This is a genomic window from Amycolatopsis azurea DSM 43854 (assembly GCF_001995215.1).
Classification (GTDB): Bacteria; Actinomycetota; Actinomycetes; order Mycobacteriales; family Pseudonocardiaceae; genus Amycolatopsis; species Amycolatopsis azurea.
Window position 1 is genome coordinate 1 of record NZ_MUXN01000011.1, and the last position, 16,605, is coordinate 16,605.

Consider the following 16,605-nt stretch of genomic DNA (forward strand, 5'->3'; position numbering starts at 1 on the left):
TCACCACGTAAGACACGCTCTAAGCAGGGCTCCCGTGGTGCCGAGAAACCGAACACGCATCCCGACACGGTCAGGAGCTATCTGTTCCGCGGGCGCCTGTTTCATGGATGCGGCAGGCGGATGGTCGGAGTTCCGCGTCACGAGCGGGCGTACTACTTGTGCAGGCCCAGCAACAACAATCGAGGTCGCTCGGATCGGTTCACCGAGCATGAGAAGGCGCTGTACCTCCGTGAGGATACGCTGCTGGACGCTGTCGCGAAGTTCTTCGCCGATCGAGTGTTCGGGCCCGATCGGCGGTCCGTTCTCGAAGCCGATCTGGCCGGAGTCGACGATCGTGAGGTTGTCGCACGTGACGCCGAGCGAGAACGCATTCAGCGGAGGCTCGCAGAGATTGCCAAGAAACAGGCGTCGATCCTCAAGCAAGCGCAGCAGGGTGACCCGGATGATCCGTTCACCACGGCACTGCGAGGCAGCTACAACGACCTGGCCTCCGATGAGAAGAAGCTCCGGTCGAAACTTGAGGAGCTGGACAAGGCGGACGAGGCGACAGCCCAGACGATGAGCATCGACGACTTGCAGCTCATCGATGCGCTTCCGTGTCTGGCGCTGAACCTGGCGAAGGCGCCGGAGCACTACATACGAGCGTTGTTCGAGGCAGTCCAGCTCGCGATCGTGGTTCACGACGATGGCGAGCATGCGACAATGACGATCAAACTCCCAGCAGACCAGCTGCCCGACATCGGTCAGGCGGCGGAGAGGATCTCCGAGACCATGGAACCCCTGGACGTCCCGGCGCAGCGCGCCGGTTCTGTTCGTGAGGTTCCTGTTGGTGCCCCCGGTGAGATTCGAACTCACACTGGACGGGTTTTGAATCCGTTGCCTCTGCCAGTTGGGCTACGGGGGCGGTGCCGGATGAACTTTACGGGATCCCGGGACCGCGCCTTTCGCCGGGCCCGGGAGTGTGACGACCGTCTGACGTGGTGAACGCCATCTCGCCGACTGGATCGTTCCCGGTAGGCTTCAGGTTCGCGGACAGCCCGCGAGCCGAACTGCCCGACGACCTTCAGGAGGACCCCGGTGACCGAGCAGGCTGCCGAGGCCAACGGTGCCGTCGCCGCACCCCAGCGGCGGGTGCTCGTGGCCGAAGACGAGGCCCTCATCCGTCTGGACCTCGTCGAGATGCTCCGCGAAGAGGGCTACGAGGTCGTCGGTGAGGCCGGGGATGGCGAGCAGGCCATCAACCTGGCCACCGAATTGAAGCCCGACCTGGTGATTCTCGACGTCAAGATGCCCAAGCTCGACGGTATCGAGGCCGCTTCCAAGATCACCGGCGACCGGATCGCGCCGGTCGTCATCCTGACCGCTTTCAGTCAGCGCGACCTCGTCGAGCGGGCCAGGGACGCGGGCACGATGGCGTATCTGGTCAAGCCGTTCGCCAAGCGCGACCTGGTGCCCGCCATCGAGCTGGCCGTGAGCCGGTTCGCCGAGCTCCAGGCCCTCGAGTCCGAGGTCGCGGGCCTCACCGACCGGCTCGAGACGCGGAAGGTCATCGACCGCGCCAAGGGGCTGTTGATGAGCCGTCAGGGCCTCACCGAGCCGGACGCTTTCCGCTGGATACAGCGCACCGCGATGGACCGCCGGACCACGATGAAGGCCGTGGCGGAGGCCGTCGTCGAGAGCATCGGTTGACGAAAGCCCAGGTCGAACACCTCCGTCGCCGGAGGTGTTCGTCAGCTCGGTACGGCGATGGCGATGACCTCGTCCGAGATCTTGGTACGAGTGCCCTTGACCTCTGAGAACAGTTCCTGAGTGAACGCTTGTGAGTCGGGGCGGACCAGAATCGCACGGAAACCGGGGGCGACCTGGCGGGTGTGGCCGATCGAGCCGGGGTCTCGCTGTGTCCAGCCGGAGTTCCCGAGCCGCCAGTGGCCTTCGGGAACGGTGACCGAGGTCTGTGGGCCACCGCTCGACGCGCAGCGCCACGAGGTGTAGATCATGTTCAGGACACCGTCCTTGTCGTACCAGACGTCGGGCACGGCAGACCCGTCGTCTTTCGGGTCGCCTACCGGAGGTGTTTCTTCGTGAGCGCCGGTGGCCAGGTTGAGTAAGACGACCGACGACCGGGTTTGACAGGCTCCTGCGTGGCCGGCGGAGACGTAGGCCGCAGAGCGCCCGTCGGGGGAGATGGTCGTGCCGTAGATGGCGACATTGCCTTGGGCGGTGCCGAGCGGGACCACTTGCCCACCGGCGCGGGCGAGGTACAGGTTCTCCGCGCCTCCGCCATACGCGGACACGCCGTCGGGCGCGGAGACAAGGGTATTGCCGTCTTTGCCTGCCAGTATCCGGAGCGGATATACGTTGCTGGCTTCGTCGACTTTGCGGTCGGGCAGGACGGTGACCCCGGATTTCGGCTTGGCGGTGGTGTCGGCGAGGTCGATCGTGGTCACGACGTTGTCCGCCAGCCAGCTGATCACGCCGCCGCCCGCTGCCACGGCGTCCCGGCAGCCACCGCACTGGATCACTCTCGCGGTGCCTGAACGGACGTCGATGGTGGCGATACCTGTCGGGGTCACCGCGAAAACGAAATGCCCGTCCACCGAGTACCGGACATCGTTCGCGCTGGTGAACTCGCCGGACGTCTCCGCGACCACCTTGGTCCCGCGGACGACCCCCAACCGGTTGGAGGTCACGAACGCGTAGCTCGGTTCGGGTTCCGGCGAAGTGAGACTGATCGGGGAAGCATCGGGCGAGTCCGGCACGACGAGCTTGTCGAGGACGACCTTCAGATCGTCCATCTTGTCGGCGTACGCCGCGTTGGACGTGCCCGCGAACTGGGCCAGTGCGTCCCGTTGGTCCTGGGGCAGCTGGAAACCGACCACTCTGAGGTCGAGTTCCAAGCCCTTTTCGGTCAGGTGATAGTCGATGGCCTTGCGCGCGCCGGCGGGGTCCTTCGAGCAGGCGTCGACGCCCGACGTGGTGATGACGACGATCCGGTTCCGCACCTTGCCGCTCCGGGTCAAGAGGCCACTGAAGTCGTCGATCGCGGCCATGACACCGTCGATCATGGTGGCCTTGCCCGCCGGGGACAGTGCGCTCACGGCTTGCGCCACTTCCCGCGGACTGTCGGCTATCTCGGAAGTGTCGCCGGGACTGCCGCATTCACCACCGAAGCGGCGTACGCTCAGCGCGTCGGAGTCGCCGCTGTTGCCGGCGACCGACCGCACGGCATCCGCGATCTGGGCGAGACCGTTGCCCGGGGCAGAGGTGTCGACCAGGACAACGGTCCGGTACGCGGGCGCGGAAAGGACGAAGTAGTAGACCGCCGCGCACGCTACTACGACGACCAGGGCGGTCAGCGGAATCAGCACCGCACGCTTTTTCATCGGTGTCCCCCCGGCCCGGCGGCCCGCATTTTGGCCAGAAGCGTGTTCAACGCACTGACCTCGGAGTTGTACAGGTCGGCGTCATGACGGAACGCCGTCAGTTCGGCTGTGAACGACTTGCCCGCCTTGGCGAGATCCACGAGCGCAGTCACCGCGGGTACCGCGTTCTTCTGGCGATCCCGTAGCGCCACTGTGCGGTCGGAGACCTCGACGGCGTCGGGCGTTTTCGCTCTGCTCTTGAGATTCTCGAACTCGGCGTCAGCGGAAACGGGCTTGATCGCGGCCAGCGTGCGGTCCGCGACATCGAGCCTGCCGTCGACGGCGGCCTGAGCCGCGTCGTTGAGCTGTTTGGCGACCGGGTTGAGAATGCCGACGACGTCTTGTGCTGATCGCAGGACAGGCTCCACATTGGCGATCCAATCGAGTGCCGCCTGGAGCTCCGCTGGGTCTCGGGTGAGCACCGGAGGTGCCGCGGAGGCGCTGCTCGCCAACCGGTCGAGGCTCGACTTGTCCTTGTCTCCGAGCCGGTATCCGACGAAGCGGAACTCGACCGCGAGGCCCGAGGACGCCAGCCGGTTCCGGATCTCTCGCTGGACGTAGCCGGCGTCGTCGTCGCAGGCGTCGACGCCGTTGCGGGTGACCACGACGATCCTGTTCACCTGCTTGGCGTCCCGGGAGAACGGTCCGCTGAAGTCCTCGGCCGCCTCGATCAAGCCTCGCACCAGCGTCGCCGCACCTGTCACCGGTGCGCCGCCGATCGCCTTGCCGAGGTCGTCGCGGTTGCCTGTCCCGAAAGTGACGAGCTGGGACGTGTTGCCGTCGGTTCCGCATTGACCGCCGAAAGTCCGTAACGCGACGGCGTCGTCATCTCCCGTGTTCCCGATCGCCTTCAGGAGCGAATCGCGGCTCTCCGCCACTACGGACGGGTCCGCGTCGGCCGCGGACAAGTCGATCAGGAACTCTGTCTTGTAAGTGGGATCGAATTCCGGCAGGACCCACTTCACCACCGCGGTGACCACACCGCCGACCAGGGCCACGACCACCGTGATGATGATCGCGACGCGCACCGATCGCGGCAGCGGGATACTGCGGAAAACGCCGACCCTGACCCCGCCGCGAATGTCCCTCGCCGCTTGGATCGTCGTACCGGAACCCGTGTGCGAGCCCATTGTCGGTGGCTCGGCCGTGGACGAGGGGTGAGTGTCATCGGACGGGGGATGGGCTGGAATCCCCGGTTCGTCCCGCGGCGGCGGGACGGTGTTCACGACGGTCCTGCCGCGGATGTCCCGGCCTGCCTGAACGGTCGTGCCCGAGCCGCGGTGAGACGACATCGTCGTGACCGGCGGTAGGCCTCCGGTCGGGGAACCCGGGTGCTCGTCCTCTTCAGGGCGCGTCCGCTTGAGGACAGTGGGCGCAACGGCCCAGACGAGGGCCAAGACGCCGGCGGGCCAGCTCATCGCTTCCAGCACATTGCGGACGGGGTGCTCGGCGGCCAGCATCCAGTCGAGCAAGCCCCAGTCCGCGAGCCACGCCACCAGTGCCACCGCGAGCACCACGGCCAGTCCGACCCGCCACCACCTGGTGCGCGCCATACCGCTACCCCTCACCCCGTCTGCGATCGGCCTACCGCCCGAGGTCGCCGCCGAAGCCATCTCGGTTACGCGAGACGCTCTCGACGAGGACAGGATCGCCCGAATGGCCCAGCGGGGCTTCGTTGCAAAAACCGGAAAAGTCACTTGGTCGATTCCGCTATTCGACTTTGGGTATGAATTTCACGTCCGGGTGGCTCGGTAGTGAGAATCCAGAATTCGCCCGAAGTCACACGGCGGTGTTTCGCGCTACGAGGACGAGAACGTTTTGGATGTGCCTTCGGTCGCACAGAGTCTCCAGGATTGAGCGCGGACGGAAACCGTTCGCCAAGCGCACCGAAATCCGGGGCGTAGCCGAAGCGGTTCGCCACTTTCGGCTTGGGCTCAGCTTCCCGGCCAGGCGTGATCATCCCTTTCGGCGCAACGAAGTGCTCCGGCCTCTGGTGAGTCGGAGCAGATCTCCCGCGCGGTCTTCACCTCGCGGACCCCGTTGCCGCGATGGGCGGCAGCGCACTGTCGGTATGGGCGATCCTGGTGAACTTCGCCGTCAGGGGCGCCAGTACCGGTGACATGAGTGCTTTGTCGGCTGCTCTGCGCAGCGCCAGGCCGAGCCGGGTCCGGGGGAAGGCGAACGGTTTGATCCAGCGGGGGAGTTGCTGGACGTCGTCGACGAGCGGCCGCATCCAGGCCTCGTAGGCCGCGAGGCCGGTCGGGAGCGAGCTGGATCCGGTGCCGGACAGGCTGGCGGCGAGGACGTAGCCGCTGACGAGCGCGAGCGAGGCGCCGCCGCCGCCCATCGGGGTCACGCACCAGGCCGCGTCACCGGCCAGGCACACCCGCCCGCGATACCAGGCGGGCATGCGGATCTGGGTGAGGTGGTCGAAGTAGACGTCGTCGGAGCCTTCGAATCCGTCCAGGATGCGGGGCGCTTCCCAGCCCACGCCGGAAAAGCGGTCGCGGATCCGGGCGAGCGCCTCGGTCCGGTCGAGGCGGGTCGGGTCTTCGGCCTCGGTGCAGGCGAGGATGGCGCGCGTGGTGCCGTGGTTGTCCGGCCGCAAGTGGACCTGCCGTCCGCCGGTGGTGGTGTACCAGCGCCATCGGCTGTCGTCGTCGGCGGTGCGCGGGATGGTGCCGAAGACCATGGTGATGCCCAGCGCGCGGCGGTCGACCTGACCCTCGAAAAGCAGGTCACGAGTGGTGGAGCGGACTCCTTCGGCGATGACCAGCAGATCGGCGCGCAGGACCCGTCCGGAGTTCGTGGTCACCGTGACTGCGTCAGCCTCGTCCCGGACCGCGGCGATGGGGTCGCCGTAATCGACCCCGACCTCCTCGGGCAGTTGCCGCAGGATCGTGCGGGCGAGATCGCCGCGCAGGATTTCGAGTTCGGCGGTCGCGCCGTCCGGGCCGTCGGAGGGCAGTTCCACGAGCACTTCGCCCGAGCCGTCCACGAAGACAGTGCCGGTTTCGGTGGTGTTCTGCGCTCTGACCGCCTCGGTCAGGCCCATCTTGGCGAGTACCTCGTGGCCGACGCCGCGGATGTCGACGTTCTGCCCGCCATCGCGAAACGCCGTCGCCCGCTCCAGCACGGTCACCTCCCAACCAGCGCGTCGCAGCCAGAAGGCGGCCGAGAGCCCGGCGATGCTCGCGCCGGACACCACAGCATGTCGAGTGGTCATCCGAGTTCCCCTGTCGAGAGTTTCAGAGTAGCTTTACTGCAAAGCTACTCTGCTGCAAAGGAGATCGCATGGCCGATGTCGACCCGCTGACCGAGAGCTGGACGTCGGCCCAGATCGAGGTGATGCAGCGGCTTCGAGACTGGGCTGTCGGCTTCGGTGAACTGCATCGGCATCTCGCCGTCTGGATGCGGCTGCCCGTTTCGGACGCCCATGCGCTGGGCCAGATCACGTGGGCCGCCGAAGCGGGGACGCCGCTCTCACCCGCGGAACTGTCCCGGCGGATCGCCATGACCACCGGGGCCACCACGATTCTGCTGAACCGGCTCGAGGACGCCGGTCATGTCCTGCGCAGCCGTGAGAGCAGCGACCGTCGCCGGGTCACCCTGCGTCCGACCCCGGCCGCGCGAGAACGCGCCCGCCGGTTCCTCTCCTTCGCCGGGGCCGAGATCGCGGCCACGCTCCACGCCGCCGACCCCGAGGAACTCCGCGTCGTCGCGACGTTCCTGTCGAAGATCGCCGAGGCGACGGGTGACGCCAACCGGCGTCTGGACCGCGGCTCGGCGTCCGACGACACACCTTGAACTCGGGGCCCCGGTGAAGTGATCCCAGTGACCTGTCCCGCGCTGGACTTGGGCCCGAGCGAGTGCTGCGTGGAGCGAGTGGCCCACGCGGCACTCGGGGTCAGGCGCGGCGGAAGCTGTGCACCACGAACTGGGTCTTGGCGACCTGCTTGCCCGGTCCGAGCACGAACGACGGGCCGTTGCACGAGGAGCCGTTGTACATCCGGATGCTGTAGCCGGTGCGGCTGACCGCGGAGTTGTAGTGCTTGTCCGGGTAGCAGTGGGTGTTCTTGTCGAAGTACCCGGCCGAGCTCTTCGTGCCGGTGTAGTTGATTCCCGACCACAGGCACAGGTCCGAGGTGCAACTCGGCGCGGCCATCGCGGTCGCGGGCGCGACGACCGTTCCCGCGAGGGCGATGCCGGCGGCCAGCAGGGTCGTCAGGCGATACTTGCGACTCATCGGTTTCCCTCCCTGAGCGGGCGCTTTGCCCGATTCGGCAGGAGCGTAGCGTCGGTATCGCCCGGCGAGTCGGCGTAGTTGCCCAACGGTGACCTTCCCGCGGCCGGCCGCGAGTCGTGTCCATTCAGGACCGCATAGCGATCCGCCGGATACGGCCTCCCGAGGAGACGACGACTGTTAGGGTCCGCGCCATGCGGGTTTGGTGCTTTGGCCTGGTCATGGGCGCTGGTGTGCTGCTCGGCGCGTGCGCCGGGGGCGGGTCGGGGGCCGGCCAGGTGGTGCCCGCGACGACCACGCAGGCCCCGAAGACGATGGCGACCGGCCCCTTGACGACGTCGACCTCGTCACCGCCGGAGACCCCGGTGACCACCACGACCCAGCTGACGCCGGACACGCCGCGGACCACGACTCACCGCTCCACGACGACCGCGAAGCGCCCGACCACCCCGCGCCGCACCACTCCCACCCGGAGACGCTGACGGCTTCGAAAGCCGCGCGGTGACACCCGGTGACGGAGTCTGATCATGGTGTGAAATCGCTGTGTGCCGGTCTGCCTGCCGGGGGTGGCTGACAGACTGCGGGGGTGATCGTCGGATACGTCTTCGCGCTGGTGGCGGCGCTGGCCTCGGGTGGCGGCTCGGTGCTGGAGTCGATCGGAGTCCGCCGCGCGGGTGCCTATGGAGGCAGCGCGCTCGAACTGGTGCGTCTGCGCCGCCAGTGGATCTACTTCCTGGGCATCGGCGTCGACCTGGTCGGCTTCGCCTGCGCGGCCGCCGCGTTGCAGCGGCTGCCGCTGTTCCTCGTCCAGTCGGTGCTCGCGTTCAGCGTCGGCGTGACAGCCGCGATCTCCGCGTTCCTGGGCAGCCGTTTGGCGGCGTCGGGCTGGGCCGCGCTGGGAGTCGGGGCGGTCGGCCTGGTCTTGCTGGGACTTTCGGCGCAGCCGGGACCCGCCAAGGTGCTTCCGGCGGCGTGGCGCTGGGTCCTGCCCGCGATGGCGCTGTTCGTCGGGGCGATCGCGTGGTATTTCAGGCGCTTCGACCGCCCCTGGGCAGCGCAGGTGCTCGGCTTCGCGACGGGAGTCGGCTTCAGCGTGGTCGGCGTCTCGGCACGCACCCTGAACCTGTCGACCTCGGGCTGGGGGATACTGGTGGAACCGGCCGTGTGGGCGATGATCCTCAACGGCCTGGCCGCGGCGGTCGCTTTCGCCCTGGCCTTGCAGAAGGGCGGCGCGACGGCGGTCAACGCGATCATGTTCACCACGAACACGGCGCTGTCCTCGGTCATCGGCCTGGTCTTCCTCGACGACCGCGTCCGCGACGGCTTCATCACCTTCACGATCACCGGCCTGATCCTGGCCATGTCAGGTGCGATCGTCACCGCCCACTACGCCACCCAGGCCAAGGAACCTTTGGGGGTGGCACGGACGGTCTCATGAGTGGTGGTTCGCGTACTCCGCCAGCTTTTCCAGGATCGACGCGGGGTCCGGCATCGCCGCGATCCGCGCGGCGAGGGACACGGCGGAATCGCGGTAAGCGGGATCGGTGAGCACCGTGCGGACGGCGTCGCGGATCCCGCTCAGGGTGGGGGAGCCCGGATCGGTGAGCACACCGGCTCCCGCGCCGGCGACCTGGGCGGCCATGTCGAACTGATCCGTGGCCAGCGGCGAGACCACCAGCGGCACGCCGTGCGCGAGCGAACCCAGTACGGTGCCCGAGCCCGCGTGACAGACGACGGCGTCGACGTGGGGAAGTATTCGTTGCTGCGGAAGGAAGTTCTCGATCCGCACCTCGGCGGGCTGTGCGCCGAACCGGTTTCGGTCGCCGTCCCGGCCGATCGTCGCGATGACGTCGACCTCCTCGCCGTGCAACGCGGAGATCATGGTCTCCAGCACCCCGGGCCGGGTGTTGTGCGAGGTCCCCGCCGTGACGTAGACGGTCTTGCCGTGCTGTAGTCCGTCGAAGACGTACGGGCGTTTTCCCGGCGAGGGAAGGATTCCCTCCGGGCGGATCGGCAGTCGGACCGGGTGATCCCAGGTTGTTTCCCGTGGCCGCAACGCTTCCGGCCAGATGTCCAGATACGGAACGGTTTCGTGCTCGGGGAACCGGTCGAGTCCGAAGCGCCGCACGATCGGGTCGAGCGCCTGCCACCCGCCCGCCATGATCGAGGCTGGTTTCGGCGGTCCGATGCCGTGCACCACGTACGGCAGTCCGGCGATCGCCGCCGCGGCGGGCGCGGCGAACTCGGCGGCACCCGCGACCACCAGATCGGGCCGGTGCTCCCGGATCGAGGCCAGCATGCCGTCCACTCGCGGTCCGGCCCCGGTCTCGGCCATCACGGTGACCACGTACGCCAGCTTTTCGTCCGGCGACATCACGGCGAGTTCGGCGGGCGAATACCTGCCCCAGGCCTGACGGGCCGCCGCTTCGTCGACCTGTCCGTCCACACCGATCGTCGGCAGGCCGGACGCCCGCGAGTGCTCGACAGCGCCCGGCCCGGTCGCGAACACGACGTCGTGCCCGCGATCCCGCGCCGCCACGGCCAACGGCAGCAAGGGGGCGATGTGGCTGTATCCCGCTCCGGCGGAGAAGAACAGACGCATCGCCGAAGGCTACTGCCTGGCGTCCGCGGACTCGACCGGCTTCGTCATTCGCCGTGCTTTCCGGGGGCGGCGCTGCCGGAGTACTCGCCGAGGTCGGAGACCAGTTTGGTCAGTTCGGCGTCGTTGTCGTAGCGGCGCTGGTGCAGTTCGGCGATCTTCGCGGCCATGTCCGGGTCCTCGTCGTCGGTGACATCGAAGGACGCGAACTTGTCGACCAGCGGGAGACCGACCCGGTCGGTGTTCCGGTGCGCCGGGTGGATGAGGTATTCCCAGTAGCCGTCGAGGTCTTCGAGCACGAAGACGGCGCCCCAGGTGTACTCGCCGCCGAAATCGCGCCCGACGACGAAGGACTTCACGGACGGGATGACCCGGCCCTGGTTGCGCAGGCTCTCCAACGCCTCCTCGACCTGCTCGGGCGAGGCGTCGGGGCGGAGGGTGAACCGGTTGCCGTGGTAGATCATCAGATTTCCTTTCGGTTTTTCGAAGTGGACTGGGAGCGCAGGGCGGCGAGCGCCGCTCCGGCTCCCATCGCGACGCCGGTCCAGGTGAAGGTGCCGGCGATGCCGATGGTCTGGACGAGCGGTTGGACGATCAGCGGGGAGAGGAACTGGCCGAGGAAGATCCCGGTGACCAGGCCGCTGAGCACGCGGCCGCGGTTTTCGGGCCCGGCGAACCCGGCCAGGCGCAGGTTGAGGTTGGGGACCACGAAGCCGACGCCGAGTCCGCCGACGAGGAGCCCGGCCAAGACCTGGACGACGGTGTCCGCGGTGCCGACCAGCAGCCAGCCTGCGCCCAGGAGCGCGACGCTGAGCGTGGTGATCGCGGTGGAGCTCAGCCGCCGGCGCAGGCGGGGGAAGGCCAGCGCCCCGGCGACACTGGTCAGCGTGCTCCCGGCGACGACCGCGCCGATGACGGCGGGCCCGCTTCCGAAGCCCTCCAGCAGGAACGGCAGCTGCGTCGGCGCCATGTAGAACACCAGCGTCGCGACCAGCGCCAGAACGTAGACGCCGAGGATGTGGCCGGGCAGCGCGGTTTTCCCGCCGTCGCTCGCCGGGGCCGGGACGCTCCGGCGCGGTTCGCGGAGGGAGACGATCGCGAACACCGCCACGATCGCCGAAGCCGAGTAGATCCAGAACGGCGCGTGCCAGTCCGTGGCGGCCAGCACACCGGCGAGCGGCAGGAACACGACCCCGCCCAGGCTCGCGAACGCCTGCTGCAGCCCGAGGAACGACGCGCGGCTCTGGCCGGAGAACCAGTCGGTGATCAGCGTGCTGACCGCCGTCATGATCCCGCCGACGGCGAGCCCCAGCACGGCGCGCGTGACCAGCAGCAGGTAGAGGTCGTCGACGAAGAACCCCGCCGTCCCGGAGATCGCGTACAGCACCAGGCCGGTGACGAGCAGCGGGCGACGGCCGAGGCGGTCGGCGGCGAGTCCGGAGAACGGCGCGGAGATCGCGATGGCCAGGGAGGTCACCGTCAGCGCCAGTTTGACCAGCAGACCCGCGCCCGGCGTCCCGGCGAAAACCGTCTTCATGGCGGGCAGGCTGGGCGCGATGACGGCCGCCGCCATGATCGTCAACGCCGCCGCGGCCAGCACCGTGCCGCGCGCCAGGCGGGTCGGGGGCCGGGCGGTGCCGGGCTCGGGGGCGGCTCTGTTCGTCACCTCGCCAATTTCGCAGTGGCGGGCGGTCGTTCGCGTCGGTGAAAATCGCCTAGTTTACCTTCGCGGGTATGCCGACGCCTCAGCCGCTCGTGGGCAGGACCGACGAGATCGCCGCCCTCGACCACCTGGTCGCCGCCGCCCGCCACGGTGACGGCGGCGCGCTGGTGCTCCACGGCGAGCCGGGGATCGGCAAGAGCGCCCTGCTGGACCACGTCCGGCGCGGCGCCACGGACTTCCGGGTCGTCGAGGCCTCCGGGTCGGAGTTCGAGACGGAGTTGCCGTTCGCCGCCCTGCATCAGTTGTGCGTGCCGGTGCTGGGGCATCTCGACGAACTGTCCGCCTCACACCGGGAGGCGCTCCAGGTCGCGTTCGGACTCGGGTCCGGGACGCCGGATCTGTTCCGGATCGGCCTCGCGACCCTGGACCTGCTGTCCTGTGCGGCCAGGCGAAGCCCGGTGCTGTGCGTGATCGACGACGCCCACTGGCTGGACGACGCTTCGGTGAAGGCACTGACCTTCCTCGCCCGCCGGATCACGGCCGAGCCGGTCGCGATGGTGTTCGCGGCCCGCGACGACGGCGGTCTCGACGCCCTCCCTGGCCTGGCGGTCCCTGGGCTGGGGGACGCCGACGCGCGGACGTTGCTCGCGGTGGACGGCCTCGCGACGATCGACCCGAGGGTCCGGGACCGCGTCCTCGCCGAAGCACGCGGGAACCCGCTGGCACTGCTCGAACTGCCCAAGTCCGGCGGGTTCGCGCTGCCCGACACGTCATCGTTGCCGAGCCGGATCGAGCGCGGTTTCGTGTCGAGGCTGGCCGGGCTGCCCGTCGGCGCCCGTTCGCTGCTGACGCTCGCGAGCGCGGATCCGACCGGGAATCCCGCCTTGTTGTGGGCCGCGGCGCGGGAACTGGGCGCCGAAGTCGAGGCGGGCGCGGGTGCGGCGGAGTCGTCGGGTTTGGTCGAATTCTCGACGCGGGTGCGCTTCTGCCATCCGCTCGCCCGCTCGGCCGTGTACCGGGCCGCTCCGGCCGGTGAACGCCGCCGGGCCCACCGCGCACTGGCGAGCGTGACCGATCCCGAGGCCGATCCGGACCGGCGGGTCTGGCATCTCGCGCAGGCGGGCACCGGGCCGGACGACGACCTCGCCGCCGAACTGGCCCGGTCCGCGTCCCGTGCGCAGGCACGCGGCGGAGTCGCGGCGGCCGCGGCGTTCCTGGAACGGGCGGCCGCGCTGTCGCTGGACCCCGGCGCGCGGACCGGGCACACACTCGCCGCGGTGCGGGCGAAACTCGGCGCGGGCGCCACCGACGCGGCGGCCGAGTTGCTCACGACCGTGGAGGCCCTGGACGACCGCACGCTCGCGAAGGTCGACACGCTGCGTGGTCAGATCGCCTTCGCGAGGCACACCGACGACAACGGCGCGGACTTCATGCTCCGCGCGGCACGACGCGTCGCCGCGCTGGATCCGGAGTGGTCCCGCGAATGCTTCCTGGACGCGCTGGAGGCGAGCCTGCTCGTCGGCCGGGCGAGCGGGATCATGGACACGGTGGTGCGCCAGGCGCGTTCGGCGCCGCCCGCGCCACGGCCACCGGACATCCTCGACGCGTTGATCCTGCTGACCACCGAGGGACACCGGGCGGCCGTTCCCTTGCTACAACGCGTCTTGGCCGACAGTCCGATGTGGACTCGGCGGCCCGCGCTGGCGACGATGGTCGCCGCCGAACTCTGGGACATGGGGAGCCACGCGAGGATCGTCGACTGGCTGATGGGCACCGCGCGGGAAACCGGCTCGCCGCACACCCTCCGGCTCGGCCTCGCCCAGGTCGCCATGACCGCCGTGCTCACCGGCGACCCCGGGAAGGCGATGTCGGCCATCGCCGAGGAGGAAGCGATCGCGGACGCGCTCGGTGTCCCGAGCCTCCTGTATCCGCGGTTGCACCTGACCGCGTCGCGCGGGCGCCGCGAGGAAGGGCTTGCCCTGTTCGAGAAGGCCACCTCCAGCGGTATCGGCCAGATGACCGCCAACGTCCACTGGGCGGCGGCGGTGCTGAACAACGGTCTCGCCGACTATCCGGCCGCGCTGGCCGCGGCCCGGCAGGCGACGGAACCGGGGGACCTCTTCCTCGCGGGAGTCGCGCTGCCCGAACTGGTCGAGGCCGCCGTCCGCTGCGGTGAGCGCGAATCGGCGATGTCCGCGCTGGAATCCCTGACCGAGCGCACCACTCCCAGCGGTACGCCGTGGGGACTCGGCGTCACCGCGTACGCACGAGCGCTGGTGACCGGTGCTGAAAACGACTACATGGAAGCGGTCCGGTGTCTGGCCGAGAGTCCGCTGGTCCCGTACCGGGCCAGGGCTCACCTGCTCTACGGCGAGTGGCTGCGCCGCGAAGGCAGGCGGCGGGACGCGCGTGAACACCTCCGCGCCGCCCATGAACTGTCGTCCAGCGCGGGCATGGAGGCCTTCACGCGGCGAGCCGCCGACGAACTGCGGGCCACCGGGGAGGTCGCGCGCGGCCGGTCCGCGTCCGGCCACGTCGAACTCACCCTGCAGGAGGTGCACATCGCCCGCCTGGTCGCCACCGGCGCGACGTCCAAAGAGGTCGCCGCGCGGCTCTTCCTGAGTCCGCGGACGGTGGACGCCCACCTGCGCAACATCTTCCGCAAGCTCGGGATCACCTCGCGACGGCAACTGCGGGACCTGCCGGATCCGGAGATCATCGGTACCGGACGGTAGACGGTGATCGAGCGCGGCGAACTGCTAGCTTCCGCGTCATGGTGGACGACAGCGACAGCAAGCCCTTCCGGACGCTGGTGACCGATGCCGAGAGCGGCCTGCTCCTGTTCGGCATCACGCCGCCCCGCCTGAGCACGGCTCCCGAACGGATCCGGGAGATCACCGAGGCCACCCTGGGACGCTTGGCCGACCTCGACGTGGACGGTCTGGCGCTTTACGACATCGACGACGAAAGCGACCGCAATCCGGCGGAGCGGCCGTTTCCGTACCTGCCGACCATGGATCCCGCCGCCTACCATTCGGAGTACCTCGACGGGTGGGACCGCCCCGCGATCATCTACCGGTGCGTCGGCAAATACTCCGGGGACGAACTGCGGACCTGGCTACGGACCGCGGATCCGGACCAGGTGCACGGTGTCTTCGTCGGTGCCTCCTCGAAAGGCAAGCCGGTGCTGACCAGCTTGTCCGAGGCGCAGGACCTGCGCCGGGACATCCGTCCGGAGCTGCTCCTCGGCGGCGTCGCCATCACCGAACGCCCCGAGGAGCATCTGCGGCTGGTCCGCAAGCAGGAAGCCGGCTGCGCGTACTTCATCTCGCAGGTCGTCTACAACGCGGACGCGGCGAAAAGCATGGTCTCCGACTACTTCTACGGCTGCCTGGAGAGGCGACTCACGCCGAAGCCGGTGTTCTTCACGCTCTCGGTGTGCGGGTCGATGAAGACGCTGGCGTTCCTCAAGTGGCTCGGCGTCGATGTCCCGCGCTGGCTCGAGAACTCCCTGCGCCACGCGGACGACACGCTGGCCGAATCCTACGAGCACTGTGTGGCGACCGCGCGGGACTTGGCCGCGTTCTGCCGCAAGCTCGGCATGCCGTTCGGGTTCCTCGTCGAGAGCGTGTCCATCCGCAAGGTCGAGATCGAGGCATCGGTCGCCCTCGCCGGCGAGTTGAGCCGGGTGCTCGGACGCGCCGGCCGGGTTTGACATGCTGCCGGTGTGGCACCAACGGAAACCCGGCCTGTTCAGGCGTCGACCGGTCAGGCGAGAGGGCTGGTCCTGGTGTGCCTGGCCGGCGTGCTCTGGGGCACGATCGGTCCGGCCATCCCGGTCGTCCACGACGCTTCGGGTCTCTCGCCGCTGACCATCGGCGGGTACCGTGCCTTCGTCGCCGTCGTCGTCCTGCTGATCGCCGCCGCCGCGATGCGCCGGTCGCGCGACTGCGCGCGGCTCGGACGGCGGCATTGGCGGCGCGTGACCGCGGTCGGGGTTTCGACGGCGCTCTTCCAGCTGTTCTTCTTCGTGGCCGTCCTGTGGACCGGGGTGAGCGTCACCACCGTGGTGTGTCTGGGATTCGCGCCGGTGCTGTTGCTGATCACGGGCAGTGTCCGGCGTAGCCGCCGTCCTTCCGCGGGCCAGTTCCTCACGGTCACGGTCGCGGTGACCGGGCTTCTGCTGGTCAGCGTCGTCGGCAGCCCCGGCGGCGAAGCGCCGCACCCGGTCGCGGGAGTGCTCGCCGCACTCGTGTCCGGAACCGCCTACGCGTTCTCCGCCGAAGCCGCCGCGCCGCTGTCACTGCGGCTCGACACGCTGACCATGACCACGACGACCACCTGCGTCGCCGCGATGGTCCTCGTTCCCGCCGGACTGATCGTGCCGCTGGCGAGCGGTGACGGGATCTGGACCACCGACCTCGGCTCGTGGGCGCTGATCGGCTACCTCGGGGCGGTGACGATGGCGCTCGCCTACGCGCTGCTGTTCACCGGCCTGCGGACCACACCCAGCGGCGCGGCGGTGGTGGCGACCCTGCTCGAGCCGGTCACCGCGGTCGTGATCGCCGTCGTCTTCCTGGGGGAGCGGCTGACGATGGCCGGTGTCGTGGGCGTCGTGCTGATCATGGCCGCGATCGGCAGCCTCGGGCGTAACTCGAAGGAACCGGCACCGCAGTGA

The 16,605-nt window shown here is 69.1% G+C and carries 14 protein-coding genes and 1 tRNA gene; 7 read left to right on the forward strand and 8 right to left on the reverse strand.

What is annotated here, in order from left to right:
- Window positions 1-827 precede the first annotated feature (827 nt).
- Window positions 828-904, reverse strand: a tRNA-Leu gene (locus tag B0293_RS14655).
- A gap of 173 nt (window positions 905-1,077) precedes the next feature.
- On the opposite strand from B0293_RS14655, the gene B0293_RS14660 reads away from it, so the two are divergent.
- The gene (locus tag B0293_RS14660; protein WP_005157321.1) at window positions 1,078-1,689 is read left to right on the forward strand and encodes an ANTAR domain-containing response regulator; all 612 of its coding nucleotides are present in this window, start codon (window positions 1,078-1,080) and stop codon (window positions 1,687-1,689) included.
- A gap of 41 nt (window positions 1,690-1,730) precedes the next feature.
- On the opposite strand, the gene B0293_RS14665 is transcribed toward B0293_RS14660, so the two are convergent.
- The 3 genes from B0293_RS14665 to B0293_RS14675 form a co-directional block, all read right to left on the reverse strand.
- The gene (locus B0293_RS14665) at window positions 1,731-3,383 is read right to left on the reverse strand and encodes a hypothetical protein (protein ID WP_039917951.1); all 1,653 of its coding nucleotides are present in this window, start codon (window positions 3,381-3,383) and stop codon (window positions 1,731-1,733) included.
- Window positions 3,380-4,975, reverse strand: coding sequence for a vWA domain-containing protein (locus tag B0293_RS14670; protein WP_005157328.1), 1,596 nt, complete (start codon window positions 4,973-4,975; stop codon window positions 3,380-3,382). Before B0293_RS14670 ends, B0293_RS14665 begins: the two co-directional genes overlap by 4 nt.
- A 470-nt stretch (window positions 4,976-5,445) precedes the next feature.
- Entirely contained in the window at window positions 5,446-6,648 is a 1,203-nt protein-coding gene (locus tag B0293_RS14675) for an FAD-dependent oxidoreductase (protein WP_005157329.1), read from the reverse strand.
- A 68-nt stretch (window positions 6,649-6,716) separates the two neighbouring features.
- Here B0293_RS14675 and B0293_RS14680 point away from each other — a divergent pair, with 68 nt between their 5' ends.
- On the forward strand, window positions 6,717-7,229 hold the full coding sequence (locus B0293_RS14680) for a MarR family winged helix-turn-helix transcriptional regulator (RefSeq protein ID WP_005157330.1): 513 nt from the start codon (window positions 6,717-6,719) through the stop codon (window positions 7,227-7,229).
- Window positions 7,230-7,329: 100 nt separating this feature from the next.
- Here B0293_RS14680 and B0293_RS14685 read toward each other — a convergent pair whose 3' ends face one another.
- The gene (locus B0293_RS14685) at window positions 7,330-7,668 is read right to left on the reverse strand and encodes a peptidase inhibitor family I36 protein (RefSeq protein WP_005157331.1); all 339 of its coding nucleotides are present in this window, start codon (window positions 7,666-7,668) and stop codon (window positions 7,330-7,332) included.
- A gap of 191 nt (window positions 7,669-7,859) precedes the next feature.
- Here B0293_RS14685 and B0293_RS43055 point away from each other — a divergent pair, with 191 nt between their 5' ends.
- Both B0293_RS43055 and B0293_RS14695 read left to right on the forward strand, forming a co-directional pair.
- On the forward strand, window positions 7,860-8,147 hold the full coding sequence (locus B0293_RS43055) for a hypothetical protein (RefSeq protein ID WP_143254570.1): 288 nt from the start codon (window positions 7,860-7,862) through the stop codon (window positions 8,145-8,147).
- 104 nt (window positions 8,148-8,251) lie between these two features.
- On the forward strand, window positions 8,252-9,103 hold the full coding sequence (locus B0293_RS14695) for a DMT family protein (RefSeq protein ID WP_005157334.1): 852 nt from the start codon (window positions 8,252-8,254) through the stop codon (window positions 9,101-9,103).
- Here the strand turns inward: B0293_RS14695 and B0293_RS14700 are convergent.
- Genes B0293_RS14700 through B0293_RS14710 form a run of 3 tightly spaced genes read right to left on the reverse strand, consistent with a single transcriptional unit; the run spans window position 9,098 to window position 11,930 of the window.
- The gene (locus tag B0293_RS14700) at window positions 9,098-10,267 is read right to left on the reverse strand and encodes a glycosyltransferase (RefSeq protein ID WP_005157336.1); all 1,170 of its coding nucleotides are present in this window, start codon (window positions 10,265-10,267) and stop codon (window positions 9,098-9,100) included. The genes B0293_RS14695 and B0293_RS14700 overlap by 6 nt on opposite strands.
- Before the next feature lie 44 nt (window positions 10,268-10,311).
- Window positions 10,312-10,728: a Dabb family protein gene (locus B0293_RS14705; RefSeq protein WP_005157338.1), complete on the reverse strand. Its 417-nt coding sequence runs from the start codon at window positions 10,726-10,728 to the stop codon at window positions 10,312-10,314.
- Window positions 10,728-11,930, reverse strand: a complete 1,203-nt coding sequence (locus tag B0293_RS14710; protein WP_052014442.1) for an MFS transporter — start codon at window positions 11,928-11,930, stop codon at window positions 10,728-10,730. The genes B0293_RS14705 and B0293_RS14710 overlap by 1 nt, the downstream gene beginning before the upstream one ends.
- Window positions 11,931-11,998: 68 nt before the next feature.
- Here B0293_RS14710 and B0293_RS14715 point away from each other — a divergent pair, with 68 nt between their 5' ends.
- From B0293_RS14715 to B0293_RS14725, 3 genes are read left to right on the forward strand one after another with little or no spacing between them, the layout of a single operon-like run.
- Complete coding sequence (locus tag B0293_RS14715) at window positions 11,999-14,662, forward strand: helix-turn-helix transcriptional regulator (protein WP_039917954.1); 2,664 nt, start codon at window positions 11,999-12,001, stop codon at window positions 14,660-14,662.
- Window positions 14,663-14,700: 38 nt separating this feature from the next.
- Window positions 14,701-15,642: a methylenetetrahydrofolate reductase gene (locus B0293_RS14720; RefSeq protein WP_005157344.1), complete on the forward strand. Its 942-nt coding sequence runs from the start codon at window positions 14,701-14,703 to the stop codon at window positions 15,640-15,642.
- Window positions 15,643-15,654: 12 nt separating this feature from the next.
- Window positions 15,655-16,605: a DMT family transporter gene (locus B0293_RS14725; protein ID WP_143254571.1), complete on the forward strand. Its 951-nt coding sequence runs from the start codon at window positions 15,655-15,657 to the stop codon at window positions 16,603-16,605.